This window comes from Nocardioides sp. NPDC051685, from assembly GCF_044453405.1.
GTDB lineage: Bacteria > Actinomycetota > Actinomycetes > Propionibacteriales > Nocardioidaceae > Nocardioides.
In genome coordinates, this window is sequence record NZ_JBITCR010000008.1 from 192,275 (window position 1) to 210,262 (window position 17,988).

General features: G+C 68.4%; 15 protein-coding genes. 7 read left to right on the plus strand and 8 right to left on the minus strand.

Going from position 1 to position 17,988, the window contains the following annotated elements:
* Nucleotide 1: 1 nt before the first annotated feature.
* The 3 genes from ACIA03_RS22180 to ACIA03_RS22190 all read right to left on the minus strand — a co-directional run bounded on the left by ACIA03_RS22180 (nucleotide 2) and on the right by ACIA03_RS22190 (nucleotide 4,170).
* Nucleotides 2–466 (minus strand): hypothetical protein, encoded by a 465-nt coding sequence (locus ACIA03_RS22180; protein ID WP_396986521.1) that lies wholly within the window; start codon nucleotides 464–466, stop codon nucleotides 2–4.
* Nucleotides 467–529: 63 nt separating this feature from the next.
* The gene (locus tag ACIA03_RS22185; RefSeq protein WP_396986647.1) at nucleotides 530–1,795 is read right to left on the minus strand and encodes a copper resistance protein CopC; all 1,266 of its coding nucleotides are present in this window, start codon (nucleotides 1,793–1,795) and stop codon (nucleotides 530–532) included.
* 182 nt (nucleotides 1,796–1,977) lie between these two features.
* Nucleotides 1,978–4,170, minus strand: a complete 2,193-nt coding sequence (locus ACIA03_RS22190; RefSeq protein WP_396986523.1) for a YncE family protein — start codon at nucleotides 4,168–4,170, stop codon at nucleotides 1,978–1,980.
* Nucleotides 4,171–4,856: 686 nt separating this feature from the next.
* Between ACIA03_RS22190 and ACIA03_RS22195 the strand changes: the two genes are divergently transcribed.
* A complete protein-coding gene (locus ACIA03_RS22195; protein ID WP_396986525.1) occupies nucleotides 4,857–6,245 on the plus strand; it encodes a PepSY-associated TM helix domain-containing protein in 1,389 nt (462 codons plus the stop codon).
* A gap of 56 nt (nucleotides 6,246–6,301) precedes the next feature.
* On the opposite strand, the gene ACIA03_RS22200 is transcribed toward ACIA03_RS22195, so the two are convergent.
* The 5 genes from ACIA03_RS22200 to ACIA03_RS22220 all read right to left on the minus strand — a co-directional run bounded on the left by ACIA03_RS22200 (nucleotide 6,302) and on the right by ACIA03_RS22220 (nucleotide 11,363).
* Nucleotides 6,302–7,309, minus strand: coding sequence for a copper resistance D family protein (locus ACIA03_RS22200; protein ID WP_396986527.1), 1,008 nt, complete (start codon nucleotides 7,307–7,309; stop codon nucleotides 6,302–6,304).
* On the minus strand, nucleotides 7,306–7,926 hold the full coding sequence (locus ACIA03_RS22205; RefSeq protein ID WP_396986529.1) for a copper resistance protein CopC: 621 nt from the start codon (nucleotides 7,924–7,926) through the stop codon (nucleotides 7,306–7,308). The genes ACIA03_RS22200 and ACIA03_RS22205 overlap by 4 nt, the downstream gene beginning before the upstream one ends.
* An 885-nt stretch (nucleotides 7,927–8,811) precedes the next feature.
* The gene (locus tag ACIA03_RS22210) at nucleotides 8,812–10,215 is read right to left on the minus strand and encodes a glycoside hydrolase family 28 protein (protein ID WP_396986531.1); all 1,404 of its coding nucleotides are present in this window, start codon (nucleotides 10,213–10,215) and stop codon (nucleotides 8,812–8,814) included.
* Nucleotides 10,216–10,389: 174 nt separating this feature from the next.
* Complete coding sequence (sodN, locus tag ACIA03_RS22215; RefSeq protein WP_396986533.1) at nucleotides 10,390–10,785, minus strand: superoxide dismutase, Ni; 396 nt, start codon at nucleotides 10,783–10,785, stop codon at nucleotides 10,390–10,392.
* Nucleotides 10,786–10,832: 47 nt separating this feature from the next.
* Nucleotides 10,833–11,363: a flavin reductase family protein gene (locus ACIA03_RS22220; RefSeq protein WP_396986535.1), complete on the minus strand. Its 531-nt coding sequence runs from the start codon at nucleotides 11,361–11,363 to the stop codon at nucleotides 10,833–10,835.
* 252 nt (nucleotides 11,364–11,615) lie between these two features.
* Between ACIA03_RS22220 and ACIA03_RS22225 the strand changes: the two genes are divergently transcribed.
* From ACIA03_RS22225 to ACIA03_RS22250, 6 genes are all read left to right on the plus strand, one after another.
* Entirely contained in the window at nucleotides 11,616–12,626 is a 1,011-nt protein-coding gene (locus ACIA03_RS22225) for a TerC family protein (protein ID WP_396986537.1), read from the plus strand.
* Nucleotides 12,627–12,721: 95 nt separating this feature from the next.
* Complete coding sequence (locus ACIA03_RS22230; protein ID WP_396986540.1) at nucleotides 12,722–13,888, plus strand: sensor histidine kinase; 1,167 nt, start codon at nucleotides 12,722–12,724, stop codon at nucleotides 13,886–13,888.
* Nucleotides 13,885–14,562, plus strand: coding sequence for a response regulator (locus tag ACIA03_RS22235; protein ID WP_396986543.1), 678 nt, complete (start codon nucleotides 13,885–13,887; stop codon nucleotides 14,560–14,562). Before ACIA03_RS22230 ends, ACIA03_RS22235 begins: the two co-directional genes overlap by 4 nt.
* A 75-nt stretch (nucleotides 14,563–14,637) precedes the next feature.
* Complete coding sequence (locus ACIA03_RS22240; RefSeq protein WP_396986545.1) at nucleotides 14,638–15,270, plus strand: DUF2867 domain-containing protein; 633 nt, start codon at nucleotides 14,638–14,640, stop codon at nucleotides 15,268–15,270.
* The gene (locus ACIA03_RS22245) at nucleotides 15,267–16,307 is read left to right on the plus strand and encodes a hypothetical protein (RefSeq protein WP_396986547.1); all 1,041 of its coding nucleotides are present in this window, start codon (nucleotides 15,267–15,269) and stop codon (nucleotides 16,305–16,307) included. The genes ACIA03_RS22240 and ACIA03_RS22245 overlap by 4 nt, the downstream gene beginning before the upstream one ends.
* Nucleotides 16,308–16,335: 28 nt before the next feature.
* On the plus strand, nucleotides 16,336–17,943 hold the full coding sequence (locus ACIA03_RS22250; RefSeq protein ID WP_396986549.1) for a serine/threonine protein kinase: 1,608 nt from the start codon (nucleotides 16,336–16,338) through the stop codon (nucleotides 17,941–17,943).
* Nucleotides 17,944–17,988 lie beyond the last annotated feature (45 nt).

Below are 17,988 nucleotides of genomic sequence, written 5' to 3' on the forward strand. Positions count from 1 at the left end.
GTCAGCGCACCTCGATGAGGGCGACGACGGCGCCGGTGTCGTGGTCCTCGACCTCGACGGTGCCAGGCGTGTTCACGACGATCTCGCCGTTCGTGGTCCCCTCGGCGTACTCGATGAGCTGCTCAGGGGCGGAGTGGACGTGCAGCTCGCCGGCCCGATCGGAGTCGATCTCCACGAGAAGCTTCTCGCCGGTGCCGAGATCGATCTCCTCCGCGTTGGGCGAGACCTCCTCTCCGTCGATCGTGACCGTCAGCAGCGGACCGAGATCGGTGGAGTCGGCCGTGGGGCTGACCGGAGCTGCTGACGATGCGGCGCCCGAGGGGATCACGGAGGACGTCGCGTCGATCGGCTCGGCCGATGGGACGGTTCCTTCGTCGGTGCTTCCGCACGCGGTGAGCGCGAGGACGAGTGCGAAGGTCACAGCGATGGTGCTGCCGAATCGCCCGAGGGCGGTGGTGCGTGGCATGGGCATCTCTCTCATGAGTCGTGTCTGATGGATCGCCCGCACGTGCTGTGCGCCGGGCGGGTCCTAACCGACGAGGTCCGAACCGGGTAGCGCTGCGAGCGCCACGACGGTGGCCGAGGCTGACACCGCGGCCACCTCCCACAGCCGCCGACGAGCGGGCTTGTCGCGCCGGCCGTCGCTTTTCTCGGGGGCGGATCTGCGGCGCCGCTCCCGGTACAGGAGTGTCACCCCCGTGCCGACGATCACCACCGCCAGCGCGACGTACGCTGCCAGCTGCCAGCCGCGGGTCGTGGTCGCCGCGAGTAGCACCGCCGCGCCGCCCACCAGCATGATCCGGGCAAGCAGCTGCGCGGCGGGCGCCGCCTGTTTACCGGCTCGACGCAGGACCGTCCACCGCATCACCGCGGCGCCGACACCGACCGCAGCCGCGAGCAGGAGCGCGGTGTCCGCGGCCAGGCTGAGCGGCCCCGGTCCCGCCGGTGCGTGCGGGCGGGCGAAGATCCAGGTCGCTGCCAATGCCGAGGCCGCACCGAGCACCGTCGCCGCGGCCATCCACCGCTCGACCGAAGTCCGGGCGGGCGCGCTCCGCAGGAGCTGCCAGAAACCGAGTGTGAGGGGCAGCATGATGAGCAGCCTGGCCATGAGCGCCGCCCCGATGTCCGACTCGACCGTCCCGGCGAGGAGCGCCGGGTCGAACGCGTCACCGAGCGAGGTCCGGGCGGCGTAACCGCCGAACGAGAGCAGGGACACGAGCGTCGCCAGCACCATGGTCGCCCAGGTGTACTTGAGCAGACGGCGCGATCCTGGACGGCGGGTGCCCTCTGGCCAGGCGACTCCGAGCACGAACATTGTGCCGACGCCGAGCACCAGGGCGGCCGTCGCGAGGGTTTCCGCCACCGTGTACACCGCGACGACGACCGGGTCGCGGTCGACGACGAGGCCGGGGACCGCGGTGAACCTCTGTGCGGAGTACACGGAGAAGGTCGACGACCCGATCATCGGCTCGAGGGTGCTGGACGGCACCGACCAGACGACCGTGTAGATCCCCTCGTAGCGGGCTTCCGGCATGGGCACGGCAATCGCGTCGTCGGCCCCCGGCGGGTTGTACGGCCGGGTCGACACGATGCGTTCGCCCGCGGGATCAGTCATCTGGATCGTCGCGAGCTCCGCGGGGACAGGCCGGTCGAACGTGATCCGGACCTCGTCGGGGGATCTGACCGTCTCGCCGTCCTGAGGGCTCACGGAGACCAGCACCGGATCACCGGATGTCGACGGCAGCACCGTGAGCAACACTCCCCAGCAGGCTGCGACCAGCACAACCAGCCCCATCACCCGCCGACGGATCCTGGGGCGGGGTGGGGCTGTCACAGCCCGTGGGCGAATCTCCTGCGCCGTCATCGGCCAGCCTCCTGCATGATTGGGAACTCCTGGGAAATTTCGGGCCCGGCAGAGACGGTCCGGGGCTGTGCAGCGCCGCCCAGCCCCGGACCGTCGGTGGTGTCAGATGCTGATCAGCAGGCCGACTCGTCGATCGGGTTGATCTGCTCGCAGGTCAGACCCTTTCGCCAGGCCTTCGGGATCTCCTGTGACCAGCCGTTGTAGACCAGCGGGAGGGCCAGGACGCCCTGTCCACCCACACCGGGGTGGGCGACAAGCTCGTCGTCCATCTTGGTGTCCGACGTCGGCCCCAGCGGCAGCTGGCCGGCGATGGCGGCATCCGAGATGTCGCCATCGTTGTTCGGGTCGACGTCGATGATCTGCATGGCGTTGGAGAACTTGTTGGAGACGTAGGCGTAGTAGCCGCCACCCTTCTTGGCGCCGAAGTTGGCGCCGTGGCAGCCGGGGTTGCACGGCAGTTGCGTGATCATCTTGTTTGTCTTCGGGTCGATCACGTCGACCGTCGCGGACAGGGTGTTCACCGCCAACAGCGCCTTACCGTCCGGGCTCACCGGGAGCTGGACGGTCAGTCCGCCCCACGGCTTGCCCGCTTCGGGACCGGTCTGCGGGTCGTAGTTCTCCCACAGGTCGATCGTGGAGTTCTTGGCCACACCGCCGTCGGGGGTGGCGCACGCGTCCTCCTTCAGCGACACGCACGACACGCTCATGCCCAGGAAGTTGGACAGGTACGCCTTCTTCGAGTCCGGCGTCATCGACGTGGCGATCGGGAACGCCCCGACGGGCTCATGCCTGACCTTCCCCGAGTCCAAGTCGACGATGGCGGCCTCGTTGGCCATCGTGTCCGGCGCGACGACCGTCTTGCCGTCATGGCTGGTCCAGTGCGCGTGCGGGTGCGGGGTCATGCCGCTGTCCGGGTCGACGTGGATGCGCTTGATGATCTTCGTGGCGCCCGGTGCCGCCTCGACGATGTCCGTCCCGGCGTTGATGCCGATCGTCAGGTTGTCGTTGCCCGGACGGGTCATCACGTGCGCAGGGTTGGGCCCGACCTCGAGGCTCCGTATGAACTTGCCGGTCTCCCGGTCGAACACGTCGGTCTCGTTGTCGAACCACTCGTTCCCGTACAGGTACTTGTAGGTCTTGTCCGTCCACATGTTGTGGACGTTGTTCATGTTGATCTCGGGGGCCGCGATCTTCCGGTCGATCGTCCAGTCCTCGGCGTCGATCTTCGTGATGGAGCCGTGCTTCTCCTTCCCGGCGTAGTCCTCCATCTGAGTGGCGAACCAGACCTCACCCACACCAGGGGCGGTCGGCTTCTTCAACGCGGGCAGCTTCTTCGGGTACCCGAACTTCTGGTCGAAGTACGCGTCCAGGTTCGGGATCAGCACCGGCTTGCCGTCCGCGTCGTGCTGCAGGATCGGGACGGGCGGCTGGACCGGGTTCCAGGACACCTCCTTGGTGGCGCTCTGCTGCTGCCAGTTGTTCGGGTTGCTGGCGGTGAAGGCGGTGTTGACCAGCCGCTGGATGATGTCGGCGTTCGACGGAACGGGCTCGGGCTTGCCGTTGACCACCAGGTTCTCGCCGAAGTCGAGACCCAGCGTGAGCGGGTCGTCGACCACGACCGCGCCGAGCCCGTAGACCGCGATCGAGTCGGTGAAGGCGTACAGCCCCGGCTCGGTGAGCTGGATCGTCTTCTTGCCGTAGAAGGCGCCCTTTGAATCCATCCACGGGAACCCGTCCGCCCCCTCCGGGGCGATCAGCCCGATCGGGTTGCGGATTGCCTGCGACTTGGCCGGGTCCACGTTGAACGTGACGGTGACCGGGGGGCCCTCGACCGTGAAATCCTTGAGGGAGTCCAGGACACCCATCAGATCCACGCCGACCGGCAGCGAGTCCAGGTCGACCGGCTCGCCCGCCGGCATGTCGGCGACGGTCGCCTTGAGTTGGCCGATCAGATCCTCGGCCTCGGCGGCCTTGCCAGCCGCCTCCGGCGAGGACTTCGCGAGGCCCTGCACGGTGGCCAGGGTCGAGTTGAGGCCCAGCGGGTCAGCCGAGGCGCCCGCCCCGCCGAGGCCGCCGGTGAGGCCGCCGGTGATGTTCTCCACCAACGACCCGTCAGCCGGTAGCAGCGGGCCACCGACAGAGGGCACTCCGCCAGCAGGTGCGACCCGGGGGAGCACGCCGACCGCGACCGACTTGCTGCCGAAGAGGTTGAGACCGGAGTCGAACCATGCTCCGTTCTGGTCGGTGATGTCGAAGTTGATGGGGAGCGGGCCCACCCCGACCGGCTGCTGGCCTACCGCCGGCATCGTGGTCAGACTCGCCGCTGTGATCGCCGAGGCCGCCGCCACGGCCACCGCGCCGAGTCGTCGTCGTCGATTCCTGGGCCCCAAGAATCCTTGGGGAGCTGATACAGACATGAAGAATGCCTCTCTTTTCTAGCGCATTTGATTCGATCTCCAAGGTGAAATTCGGGGAATCCCGAGGAGTGGTAATCACTCAATACTGCCCTCATTAAGGGCCCTCAACCCTGGGTGAAATCTCATCGTTAATGGGACCTCACGGCCTCACGAGGCATTCATTTCGGGGAGGAGATGCGACGGCTGGCGTCGAGTTTCGCGCTCAGTATATACCCCCAGGAGTTTAAATACCCCTCGGAGTTTAAATACCCCCGGGCGTTTATGAAATCGCTGCGGCCGGAGACGCAATGCGAAGGCGCTGTGCGCTTTTTACTGGTGCGTTACGTCGCGGCGATGAGTCGGTCATACCTGATCGGCCTACTGGCTATCTGACCCCAGATTGTCTATCTGGGAACCCCTGAAACATCCAATACATGCCTCTGAAACATCCAAGGTAACTGGGTATAAGGAGGGGATGAGTAAAGAAGGAGAACCATGCCCAGTCTCACCTACGTTCACCAGCGCAGCTCTGGAAGGACGGTCCAGCTGCTTGCCGATATCAACGTGGACAAGGCCGTCGAAGCGATGGAGCTGCCATGACCACGATCCCCGCTGACCCCTCACGGCCCCGGGCTGGTGCCGGTACGGCCGATCGAAGGCGTTCCAGCGCCCCGCTGTGGTTGCTCGCTCGGCGCGTGCACTTCATGGCGGGCCTTCTGGTCGCACCGTTCCTCGCGGTGCTGGCGTTGACCGGCCTGGCCTATGCCTTCACTCCTCAGATCAACGATGTGCTGTACGGCGACGAACTGCACGTCGAGGCGCAGACCGGGAACCCGCGCCCGCTCTCGGATCAGGTCGCGGCCGCACTCGCCGTCCATCCCGACGCACACGTCACCTCGGTCATTCCCGCGGAGGACCCCGACCGAACCACCCGGGTAGTGCTCATGGGCATTGACGGCCTGCACCAGACCGGGAGCCACTTCTCCTCGGAGTCGCTGACCGTGTACGTCGATCCGTATACCGGTGGCGTCACTGGCGAGCTGGTCACGGTGGCCGACCGGCCACCCGCGCAGGTGTGGCTGCGCGAGCTCCACGGCAACCTGCACCTGGGAGACTTTGGTCGGATCTATTCCGAGTTCGTTGCCAGCTGGCTGCCCTTCATCGTGCTCGGAGGCCTGGTGCTGTGGCTCGGCAAGCGGGCCCGTGGCCGGTCCCTGCGGGCCGTGCTGGTTCCGTCCTTCACCGCGAAGGGACGTGCACGCAACCGGTCCTGGCACGGGGTGCTGGGCCTCTGGCTGGCGGTCGGGCTACTCGGTATCAGCATCACCGGCCTGACGTGGTCGACGTATGCCGGTGGCCGCGTCGACGCCGCGATCACTGCCGTGAACGGCAAGACTCCGTCGCTTTCCCCGTCGGAGGTCGCGGCCGTGGGCAGCGCTGAGCCGATCGGTTTCGACCGTGCTGTCGAGGTGGCCAGGTCGGAAGGCCTGCAGGGTGAACTCACTCTCGCGCCGCCGCACGCCGCCAAGGAGCCGTTCATCGTCGAGGAGTCGTCCGAAGGGCTGCCGATCCGCAAGACCGCCGTCGCCATCGATCCCTACACCGAGCAGGTCACTGCCCGCCAGGGCTGGGAGGACTACCCCCTGATGGCCAAGCTCACCAGCATCGGCGTCGATGCCCACAGCGGCACCTTGTTCGGTCTGGCCAACCAGCTCCTGCTGGCACTGCTGGCCCTGGGATCGCTCGTGCTCCTGGGGCTGGGGTATCGGATGTGGTGGCAGCGCCGGCCCACTCGGTCCGGGCGTTCCTCCCCGCCGCCGGTGTGGCGCAACCTGTCGGTGCCGATGCTGGTGGTGGTGCTTCTCGCGGCGGGTGCACTGGGCTGGGCGATGCCGGTCTTCGGCGTCACCCTCGTCGCATTCGTCCTCCTCGACGGCACCGTGAATGCACTGAGGCGGCGTCGCGCACGCGTGAGCGCCGTCTGAGGCGTCCCGCCACGACCGGCCGGCGGGATCTGGTTGGTCGTGGCGGGACCAGCGAGCTAGAGGGGACGCCCGAGCGCCGTGGCCAGCGAGACCGCGACCGCCATCACGGCGAGCTCGAGCCCGGCCCACACGGTGAGTGGCGTGGGCTGCTGGCGCGCCACCCGGTCGACGACGGCAGTACGGATGTACGCCCCGGAGCACCCCAGCAGCGCCATGCAGGCGAGCTTGCCCATGACCAGCCAGCCAGCACCGGTCTGTGTCAAGGCGTCGACTACCTCTCCGAGGGGCGGCGTCACGTCGCCGGTCAGCCGGGGCGCGGCCAGCAACAGGCCGCTGACCGCCACCAGCGCGAAACTCACCTCGGCGACCCGCGAGAACCGGGGAAGAACGATGGCCAGCGCTTGCCGGTCGGCGCCGACGATCAGAGAGGTGATTGCCAGTCCGCCGACCCAGAGTGCCGCTCCGGTCACGTGGAAGGCGCTGGCCGTCATCAGCAGCAACGGCGGCTCACCCTGCGAAGGGTGCCCGCTCATCGACACCGCCGTCAGGCCAGCCAGCGCGATCAGAAAGCCCACGTCCGGCGGCAGCGACGGCCGCCGCAAGCGGGCAACCGAATAGGCGGTCAACGCTCCCGCCGACCCGGCGCTGATCAGTAGTGCGAGACCTAGGCTGACGTTTCCGCCGTAGCCGAGCACGCCGCTGACCGGCAGCCGGAGCTGGCGGAGCGAGATCTCCGCCGCGTTGAACCAGAGACCCAGGAGCGCCGCGACCGCCCAGACTGCTGCGATCCACACCGCCGCCGTTGAAGTACGTCGGACCAGGGCAGGAGCACGGTCGCGACCAGCCTCACCCAGAAGCACCAGCACCAGCACGGAGCCCACGGAACCGATGGCGCACACGTTCGCGATCCAGCGGAGCAGCGGGATCCCGGTGCGCACCACCATCGACGGCTCGGGAATGCCGACGACGGGGTGGGGCAGCGTGACCAGTATCCCGAAGGCAAGCGCGGTGAGGCTCGCGCCGACAAGCGCCGAGACATGCAGGATCCGGATGCGGTCGTTCATGTCGCATCCCTTCGGCGTACAGCCAGGCGACCGACAACACCGACGCACACCGCGATCGCGGCCAGCAGGGCGATCCACAGCCACGTGGGTATCGCAGCCAGACCATGCGGCTGATCTACGTCGAACGCCGTCATTGCGGTGGCAGCGGACGCGGTCGATGCGGTCGATGCGGTCGACACGGTGGACGCAGTGGTCGCGGTGGACGCCGACCGCCGGATGTTGATTGGCACTGACCCGATGATCGGGTGACCGTCCGCTCCGAGCACCCGGTAGTCGATCTGGTAGCGGCCCGAAGGCCCCACCTCACTCATCGAGGCGGTCAGGGTGTTCCCGTCGATACGAGCCCGACCGCACGCCCAGTGGCTGCTCTGAGGTCCGGTCACCACTACGCCGTTGGCGCCGGGAAACGCTTGGATCGGCTGGTCGAAGGTGAGCACCACCTCCGATGGGCTGGCGGCGAGCACGGCGCCGGCATGCGGAAAGCTCTTGACCAAGTGGGCATGTGCCGACGCCGGCGACGCTGTGAATAGTGTGGGGGTCAACAACGAGAGCGCGAGGATCGTTGCTACGAACGCCGTGGCGAGGCGCTGCGATCCGCGTGTTGAAGCATTCGACATTGCTTCCACCTAAATGAGTTTCGAGAGTCATCGAATGAGGGGTGGTACAAGGCTCAGCCGGCTCCGGCCGCGCGCAGGAGAGCGCAGGACCACGTTTCACGCGCCTCTATGGCCTCTCAGTTCCCGTGATCCGGCTCCAGGTTCTTCTCGCCGCCCGTGTCGGTGCCGACGCGGGAGCGGATGCGATCACCGTGGTTCCGGTGGTGACGACGAATGAGATAGGGATGGGGGCATACTGCGGGCAATAACCTTCTGCATGGCGAACCCTATTCTGTGTTCGTGAACGCGCACGGCGATGTGCTGGTCAGCTCCGAAAGTTGGCACCTAAATTTGAGCTCAGAGCGGTTGCGGAACAATTACGCATGCGCATGTCACCTGTAACAAAGAAAAGTGCCAAGTGAAGTGCTCTTAACGCTGGTGTTCAGGGAATTGGGGTGGCTGCAACGCCCCCGTAACGCTTCGATGCCATTCAGCCTTTTCTGCCGTTGGCGTGAGCGCGTTATGAAGTGATAATACCCTTACGGGCTGGGGTATTGCGTTCTCGGAGAACACTCTTGGTTAATGCGCCTCGGGCGGTGGAGGGGCCTCTGACGGCCTGGGCAATGTGGACTTGGATAATCCCTACGCGTACGTCTCCAGAATCGTTCGGGGTGTGCCGTCGAAGTGCTCGTCGGCGAGGTCCACGACGCCGTCTCCGTCTGACCCGTGGCCGCGCCATGCCAGCAGGAGACCTCGTCCAACGATCACCTCCCGCTGAAGCACATGAGTGCGGTCACGTGGAGCGCCTCGTTCGGCGCTGCCGGAAACGATGTGACGGGTTCTCGGGCGACCGCCGCAACCGGCCGCCGCGAGCGGGAGGCGCGCGGCGGGCCGGGAGAGGTGTCCTCAGGAGAGCCAGTCGAGCTCGCCGTCGGCTCGCTGGTCGCCGAACCGGACGTCGTCGAGGCGTAGGCCCTCGACGTTCTCCAGGATCATCGGCGTCTCGACCTTCTCGACCGTGACGTCACGCAGGGTGACATCGCTCAGCGGCGCGTCGGCGGGTCCGTGGATCTCGAGCCCGGTCTTGGCGGAGGCGACGGTGATGTCGGAGAAGACGATGTCACGGTAGACCGGCGGGAAGTTGCCGCCCAGCTCGCCGGGGTAGTCCAGCTGGAACCAGATGAAGTTCTCGAAGGCGCCGATCTCCATGTTGCTGACCCGGATGTGCTCGACCGTGCCGCCGCGGTCGAGGTTGCCCTTGAACCGGATCGCCGAGGCGCCGTCGCGCAGCACGTTGTCGGTGAAGTAGACACCCTTGATGCCACCGGACATCTCGCTGCCCAGCGCGATGCCGTCCTCGCCGCCCATGTCGTTGCGACGGATCACCACGTTCTCGCTGGGGCGGGCGATGGTGCGTCCGTCGAGATCGCGTCCCGACTTCACGACGACCGAGTCGTCGCCGGTCCGGAAGCGGTTCTCCTCGATCAGCACGTTGGTGCTGGAGTCGACGTCGATGCCGTCGTTGTTGGCGCGGTGGCTGTCGACGTCGAGCCCACGTACGGTCGCCTGGTCGGTGTAGACGAGGTGGTTGATCCAGAACGGCGAGTTGGTGACGGTGTAGTCCTCGAGCAGCACCCGCTCGGCGTGGAAGAACTGGATCGCGCTGGGCCGCAGGAACGTACCCTTCCCGAAGACGCGCTCCTCGACCGGTACGCCGTCGAAGCCCATCTGGCGCAGCCGGAGCTGATCCGGCTTCTCCTGCTCCTTCCAGGCGTGGAACTCGGAGTCCTCGTTGCCGTCGATGGTGCCCGACCCGGTGATGGCGACGTCGTGCACCTCGTTGGCGTAGATCAGCGGCGAGTAGCCGTCCAGCTCGGTGCCCTCCCAGCGCGTACGCACCACCGGCAGGTAGTCGTCCGTGTCGACGCCGAACAGCAGGGTTGCCCCCTCGGAGACGTGGAGGTCGATGTTGCTGGCCAGGTGCACCGGGCCCTCGGAGAGCCAGGTGCCCTCGGGGAGCACGACGCGGCCGCCGCCATCGGCCGATGCCTTCGCGATCGCCGCCCTGATCGCCGGCAGCGCGTCGGTCGTGCCGTCTCCGACGGCCCCGAAGTCGGTGATGTCGTAGTCGCGGTCGGGGATCGAGGGCTCGTCGATGCGGTCGACGATCTTCGCGATCGCGGCAGCATCCGGGCCACGTACGACCTGGTCCGTCTGCTGGTCGGCGAGGGCGGGCGTGGTCGCGGTCAGCGAGCCGACCAGGCCGAGGACGAGCAGTTGGGGTGTCACGCGCTTTCGAATACGACGCATCGATGCTCCTCGAAGGCTTCGACGGTGGCCGGGGCCACCGCGAGGGGGACTGTGGCACTTGTCACACTAGTGGCGTACTTGTCATACGTCTATGCCCTCGAGGGGGTGGAGCATGGAAGAAGCCAGGCCCCGGCCGGCGGCCGGAACCTGGCTTCTGTGTGGGGACTCGGCGCCTCAGGCCTTCTTGGTGGCCCAGAAGATCTCGGCGATCTCGTCGATCTTGGCGAGGAGCTGGTCGGCGACCTCGAGGTCGAGGGTGCCCTTGGTGCCGGCGGCGCCGGCGAGCTTGGTGGCCTCGTTGACGAGGGTGTGGAGCTGGGGGTAGGCCTCGAAGTGCGGGGGCTTGAAGTAGTCGGTCCACAGCACCCAGAGGTGTTCCTTGACCAGGTTGGAGCGCTGCTCCTTGATCACGATGGCGCGGGTGCGGAAGTCGGGGTCGTCGCTGTCCAGGGCCTTGGCGATGACGGCCTTGACGGACTCGGCCTCGATGCGGGCCTGGGCGGGGTCGTAGACGCCGCAGGGCAGGTCGCAGTGGGCCGAGACCTCGATCGTGGGAGCGAACAGACGCATGGTGGTTCCTCTCGATGGTGTGGTGGAGAGACCGTCGAGGTCGACGGTCAGGAAGCCTTCTCGGCCGGGATGCGGTCGAGCGGGAGGGTGCTGGCGGACGGGCCGAGCGACCAGTAGTGCCGGTCGTGGTGGAGGAGCGGTTCGGCGGTCTCGACGAGGCTGACCGTGTCGATCTCGAGCAGCACCAGCCAGGCCTCGCCGGCGGGGATGACGCGGACCACGTGGCCGTAGAAGCTGGCTGCGGCGTCGTCCAGGACCGGCGGCTCCCCGTGCGGGAGCGTCCAGCCCTGTGCCACGGTGAACCGTGGTGCGGTGCGGTCGGCGAAGGCCGCGGCCACGTCGGCCTGGGACTCGGTCAGGACGTGCACCGCGAGACGGTCGCTCCCGGTGAGCGCCGGGCCGGACCGGCTGGACCGAGACACCGAGAACGACAGCATCGGCGGGTTCGCGCTGACCGAGGCGACGCTGGAGACCGTCGCTCCGACGGGTCCCGTATCGGTCGAGGCGGCGACGATGGCCACGCCGGTGGGGTATCGACGGAAGCCGGCCTTGAACTGGTCGGTGAGTGTGTCGCTCACACCCCCTCCTCTCTCTTTGGCAGTGACGCTAAAACATCAAGTCCGGTTGAGGTCCAGTCATCCACGGTGTGATCGCTGACTCATCTGGTTGTCCGCACCTGAGATCATGTGAGGCGCCCGAAGTGCTGCTTGTTAGACTAGCTAAGCACTTGTTATACAACTTGGGTCGGTCGCTGCGACTTCGAAGCTTCGACCTCGGTCGCCTAACCTTCCCAGAGAATCGCTCTGCCTCACGATCTAAGGAGTCCCTTCGTGGACGTCTCCCCTCTCATCTGGTGGTTGACCATCGGCATCGCCAGTGCCGTGCTGCTCGTCGACGTGCTCGTCATCGGCCGTCGTCCGCACGAGCCTTCGCGTCGAGAGCTGATCGTCGCGCTGGGCCTCTACATCGGCCTGGCCGTGGTCTTCGGCATCGGGATCTACGTCTTCTCGGGCCCGAGGTACGGCACCGAGTTCTTCGCCGGTTGGCTGACCGAATACTCGCTGTCGGTCGACAACCTGTTCATCTTCATCATCATCATGTCGAAGTTCGCGGTGCCGAGGCAGTACCAGCAGAAGGCGCTGCTCATCGGCATCATCCTGGCGCTGGTCTTCCGCGGCATCTTCATCGGCGTGGGTGCGGCCGCGATCGAGAACTTCAGCTGGGTCTTCTACCTGTTCGGCGCGTTCCTGATCTACACCGCGGTCAAGCTCGCCCTGGAGGGCGGCGAGGACGAGGACGAGTACGAGGAGCCCGCCGTGGTGAAGTTCCTCGAGCGTCACATCCCGCTGACCTCGCGGTGGGACAGCGCGAAGATGTTCATCCGTGAGAACGGCAAGCGGGTCGCGACCCCGATGTTCGTGGTCATCTGCGCTCTCGGCACCACCGACCTGCTCTTCGCACTCGACTCGATCCCGGCGATCTACGGCCTGACCAACGAGGCCTACCTGGTGATGACCGCCAACATCTTCGCGCTGATGGGTCTGCGGCAGCTCTACTTCCTCATCGGTGGTCTGCTGGAGCGGTTGGTCTACCTCTCCTACGGCCTGGCGATCCTGCTCGGGTTCATCGGCCTCAAGCTGATCTTCCACGCGCTCCACGAGAACGAGCTGCCCTTCATCAACGGCGGCCACCACGTCGGGTGGGCCCCAGAGGTCTCCATCGAGGTCTCCCTCAGCGTCATCATCGGCATCCTGGCGATCACCACCGTGCTCAGCCTCCTGAAGTCGCGCAGCATGACCGAGGCCGAGCGCGACGAGGCCACCGGCCCGCGCAGCATGTGATCCTTCGTCGACAGCCCGGCTGAGCCGGAACGACCCGCAGGCCCGCTCCGATCGGAGCGGGCCTGCGGCCGTTCTCGGCCCACTAGGGTGAGCGCATGACCGTGGCAGCAGCTCCCGGACCCCGCTGGCTCGGGGACGTCGGACAGGCGGCACTGGCCGGGGTGCTCGCGCTGGTGCTGCTGCCGGTCGGCTGGACCTCGGTCGTCGACGGTGAGGTCGCCGAGGCGTGGCAGATCGCGCTGGTGGCCGCGCTGGCGGTTCTGCACGCTGCGGTGGCCAGCGCCCGGCGTTGGCCGCTGGCGTCGTACGCCGCCGGGGCGCTGGCCGAGCTGGTGCTGGTCGCCGCCCCGGACCTGGGCGGGCCGACGGCGGTGGCGGCGGGGAGCGAGTACGGGCCCGTGCTGCTGCCGAGCAGCCTGTGCTTCTTCGTGCTGCTCTACGCGGTGAGCGCGCGGGACCGGCGGCCGTGGCCAGGGGTAGCGCTCGGCATCGGGCTGGTGGGGTGTCTGGTCACCGTCGTACGTCTGTCGGGGTTCGAGGGCATCGGGCTGCTGGGGTGGACGTGGTGGCTGCTGGTGGCCACGGCGACGGTGGCGGCCACGGTGGCGGCGTGGGCGCTCGGCCGGTTCCGGGCCACCCGGGCCGCGTGGATCGACCAGCTCGCCGACCGGGCAGCCGCCGAGGAGCGTCAGCGCATCGCGCGCGAGATGCACGACGTCGTCGCGCACTCGCTCGCGGTCGTCGTCAGCCATGCCGAGGCCGGCCGGATGGTCGTCGGGCAGCAGCCGGAGCGGGCCTCGGGGATCCTCGACACCATCGCGACCACCGGGCGGGAGGCGCTCGTGGAGATGCGCGGGCTGCTCGGCGTGCTCGGTGGGGAGTCCACGACCGAGCCGCAACCGGGGCTGGCCGACGTCCACGACCTCGTCGAGAGGATGCGCGAGGCCGGGCTGACGGTCCGGCTCGAGATGGGCGAGCCGGGCCAGGTCGCTCCCGCCGTCGGCCTCACCGCCTACCGCGTCGTGCAGGAGGCGCTCACCAACGTCACCCGCCATGCGGGCACCGGGGCCGTCGCGACGGTGTCGCTGACCCGCACCGGACGCCACCTCGAGGTCGACGTCAGCGACGACGGTGCCGGGATCCAGCGCCCGCCCGGCCGCGGGCTGAGCGGGATGCGCGAACGGGTGGCGGCGGTCGGTGGCACCCTCGAGGCCGGGCCGAGCGACGAGGGCTGGCGCGTACGCGCCATGATGCCGCTGTGAGCGAGCCAGAGATGCCGATCCGGGTTGCCATCGTCGACGACCAGGAGCTGATGCGCTCCGCGCTCCGGATGATGGTGGAGAGCCAGCCGGACCTCGAGCTCGCCGGCGAGGCGGCCGACGGCCACGAGGCGCTCGCCCTGGTGCGTACGAAGCGGGTCGACGTCGTCCTCATGGACCTGCGCATGCCCCGCCTCGATGGGATCCAGGCGACGTCAGCGATCACCGGCGAGCAGCCGGCGACGCGGGTGATCGCGCTGACCACCTTCGACCTCGACGACTACGCGTTCCCGGCGATCCGGGCCGGCGCCAGCGGCTTCCTCCTCAAGGACGCCCGGGCGGAGGAGATCGTCGACGCGATCCGCACCGTTCATGCAGGTCACGCGGTGGTTGCGCCGTCGACGACGCGTCGTCTGCTCGAGCACGTCGCGACCGCGCCGGCCGCCGACAGCGGCCGTGCCGCCGACATCCGCGACGCCCTGACCCCGCGCGAGCTCGACATGCTGCTCGAGCTCGCCACCGGCGACAGCAACGCCGAGATCGCCCGTCGCGTCCACCTCTCCGAGGCGACGGTGAAGACGCATGTCGGCCATGTGCTCGCCAAGCTCGGCCTGCGCGACCGGGTGCAGGCGGTCGTGCTGGCGTACGAGACCGGGTTGGTCGGACCCCGGAGCTGAGCCTCATCCTGCAGGATGAGAGGCCCGCGACCTGAGGGCGAAGAACCGCCGCCGTGCGCGGACGAGTGTGGAGGCATGACCACACACGCACCGATCGGGCGCAGCCCGATCAGAACCAGACCACTCCCGTCAGGTGCCTACTCCGGGCAGTCCTGGCGGATCCACCAGATCACCGACGACTTCGAGCTCGAGGACGTCTGGGCCCTGCCCGTCCGAGGCGGCGCCGACGACTTCCCCCGCTTCGTCGAGGCGATGATGAGCGGCGACGATCGCGACTTCCCGGCGGCGTACCGCCTCCTCTTCGCGGTCCGCTGGGCGCTCGGCCGGATGCTCGGCACCGAGCAGGACGAGCACGGCCTGGGACGGCGCGTAGCCTCGCTCGGCGACCGGCTCCCTGGCGACCTCCGGGACCATCGCGCGCCCGAGCGCGACGAGAGCCCGTTCCATGCGCTCTACCTGACGGATCGGGAGTACGCCGCCGAGATCGCCAACCGCACGATGCACGGTGTCCTGCACCTCGGCTGGGTCGAGGACGCGAGCGCGCCCGACGGCTACTGCGCGCAGATGAGTGTGCTGGTGCGGCCGAACGGGCGGTTCGGGGAGGCCTACATGGCCCTCATCAAGCCGTTCCGCTACCTGGTCGTCTACCCGGCGCTGCTGCGTACGATCGGCCGCCGCTGGGAGACCGCCCAGGAGGTGGCCCGATGACTGCGACCATGGAACGTACGCAGCCCCGATCCTCCGTACGCCGCGCCGCCCCCTGGCTGGCCGGTGCCTGGGCGCTCGCCTTCGGCGCCCTGTCCGGGCTCGCGCTCCTCGACCGGATACCCGACCCGTGGGCTCCCGAGGGAGCCTCCCCGCTCGGCGGTCTCAGCGGCACGCAGATGTCCTGGGTCGTCACCGTCGCCGCACTCCTGGTGCTGGTCGCCGGTGTGTTGGGAGCCGCCGGCCGGGAGCCTCGCGCGCGGCGCCGTGCCGGCCGGCTGCTGGTGGTGGTCGGGCTCGTGGTCGCGCTGGTCATCTCCGACGTACGCGCGCTGTCGTTCCTCGGCTATCTGCCGCAGACGCTGCTCGCGCTGGTCGGCCTCGGTCCGGTTGCGGGACATCTGAACTGGGGCATCGTCATCGACTCGGGCACGGCGCTCGCGCACGCGGTCGGCGGGTTGGCGACCGTGGTCGCCGGCGTCGGCCTGCTCGAGCGGGCCGAGCCCGGCGGCCGGATCGACTGGAGCCGCTGGACGCGCTGGGGGCGCCCCGCGGTGAGCGTCGCCGTCGTCGTCCCTCTCCTCTATGCCGTCACCCGGATCGCGTGGGCGGTGGGCGTGCCGCTCGGCATCAGGCCGGAGATGCTCGACGAGCTCGGCTCGGGGCGTTGGGCCGGCCTCGGACTGGCGCTCTTCGCGGTGGTCGGGGCCCTGCTGACCTGGGGTTTGCTGGCCCGCTGGGGCGAGGTCTTCTGGGCCTGGGTGCCGCGGTTCGGTGGCCGCCCGGTGCCGGTCGCGATGGCCCTGGTGCCCGGCATCCTGGTCGCCGGCGCCGTGACCTCCGCCGGGCTCTCCTTCTGGCGGATGGTGGTCGCCGGCGACCTCTGGATGGTCCCCGGCGCCACCTCGGACTGGGCGGCATGGGTTCCCGAGATGCTCTGGCCGGTGTGGGGAGTGGCGCTGGCCGTCGCCTGTCTCGCGTACCTGGGGCGACGAACTCTTGGCCAAGTCCGGGAAAACTCTCGGCTCATCCGGGGCTGAAAGGGCGCCAAACAGGGACCATGTACCCATGCGTATCCGTCCCCCACGCGCCGGTCGCCAGCATTTGAACCATCTGACCGGACAGGGCGGACTCGCTCTGGGCGGTCGGAATCTCGCAGACCGGCTTGCCCACGAGAATCGGCTCTCCTCCGATGAGGCCTCCGGCATCGTCGCCCAGATCGCGCGCATCCTCGCCGCGGGCCACGCCGCGGGACAGGTGCACGGGGACATCCGGCCGGCCACCATCGGGTACGCCCCGGACGGCCGGATCGCTCTCGTCGGTGCGCCCGCGCCCCGCGGCGGTGAGGCCCTGCCCTACATGTCCCCGGAGCAGATCGACCGTCAGCGGCTCAGCCCGGCCAGCGACATCTACTCGCTCGGCGCGGTGTTCTTCGAGCTGCTCGCCGGGCGCCCGCCGTATGCAGGGCTCGAGCCGGAACGCGTCGGCACCCTGGTGACCGTGCCCGGTCACCTCGATGGCATCACCACCGCGATGCTCGCCGGCGACCCGGCCAAGCGCCCGCGGGCCGATGAGGTGGCGACGGTGCTCGAGAGCGGGGTCGCGGCCCCACCGAAGCGGATCGTACGTCCGGCCGGCCGGACCGGTCCGCGCCTGGCGCCCACGGTGCTGGGTGTGCTGATGATCCTGGTCCTGCCGGGGTTGATCCTCGGCGGCTGGGGCACGCTCCGGGCCGGCGACACGACGTCGAACATCGGGAGCGCCGGGCCGTTGGCCGACATCTTGCCGACCAGCTTCCAGCTCGCCTTCGACCTCTCGATCGAGCGGGACGCGCTGCGGACCGATGCGGCCCTGACCGAGGACTTCCTCCAGATCACCGACAGGTCCATCGAGGCCTGGACCGCCGAGGTCGAGGACCTGGAGATCGGGGACGATCAGGGGCTGCGGCGGCGTACGGAGAGATCGGCGGCCGCTCTCGAGCGGCTCTCCGACATCCGCGCGGCCGCCAGGGCGGGCGACCGGTCCGGCAAGATGGCGGCCGTCGAGCTCTACACGAACGCGGTCAACGGGCTCTTCGACCTCGCCGCCGAGCTGCCCACGTTCCAGAACGACGCGCTGGCCAGGCAGGCGCGCAACCTGGAGCTGATCGGATCCGTCTCGGAGGTGCTCGGGCTCGAGCGGAGGGTCATGGCGAACGCGTTGCGGAACGGGCGGATCAGCGACCGTGGCATCGCCGATCTCAGCGCGGCGCAGGACTCCTGGGCGACCCATTCGGGATCGATCTACGCCCGCGCCGATCCGGCGACGCGACAGGCGCTCGACAGGATCTCGGGGCGGTCGTTCGAGTTCGGGTCCTATGCGGTCTCGTCCCAGCGTGCCGTCATCCGGGTGCTCAACGCTCGTGCCGTCGAGGACGTGGTCAGGCAGCTGAAGGACGGCGCCGACGGGAGGGCCGTGGACCAGATCTGGCTGGCCGATGCGGCCAGCTACGTCCAGGACCTGAAGAAGGTGGTCGTCGACTCGGCTCGCCAGCTTGCCGCCGATGTCGACCGTGAGCACCAGGACGCGAAGGGCCAGGCGATCGGCTGGGGGATCTCCACCGGCGCGATGCTGGCGTTGTTCGCCGTGCTCGGGCTCACGCTGATCCGTTCGCGAGGGCGTTCGGTTGATGCGTAAACCGACGATCTCAGCCAAGATCGGCGGACTTCATCGGTGCGTACA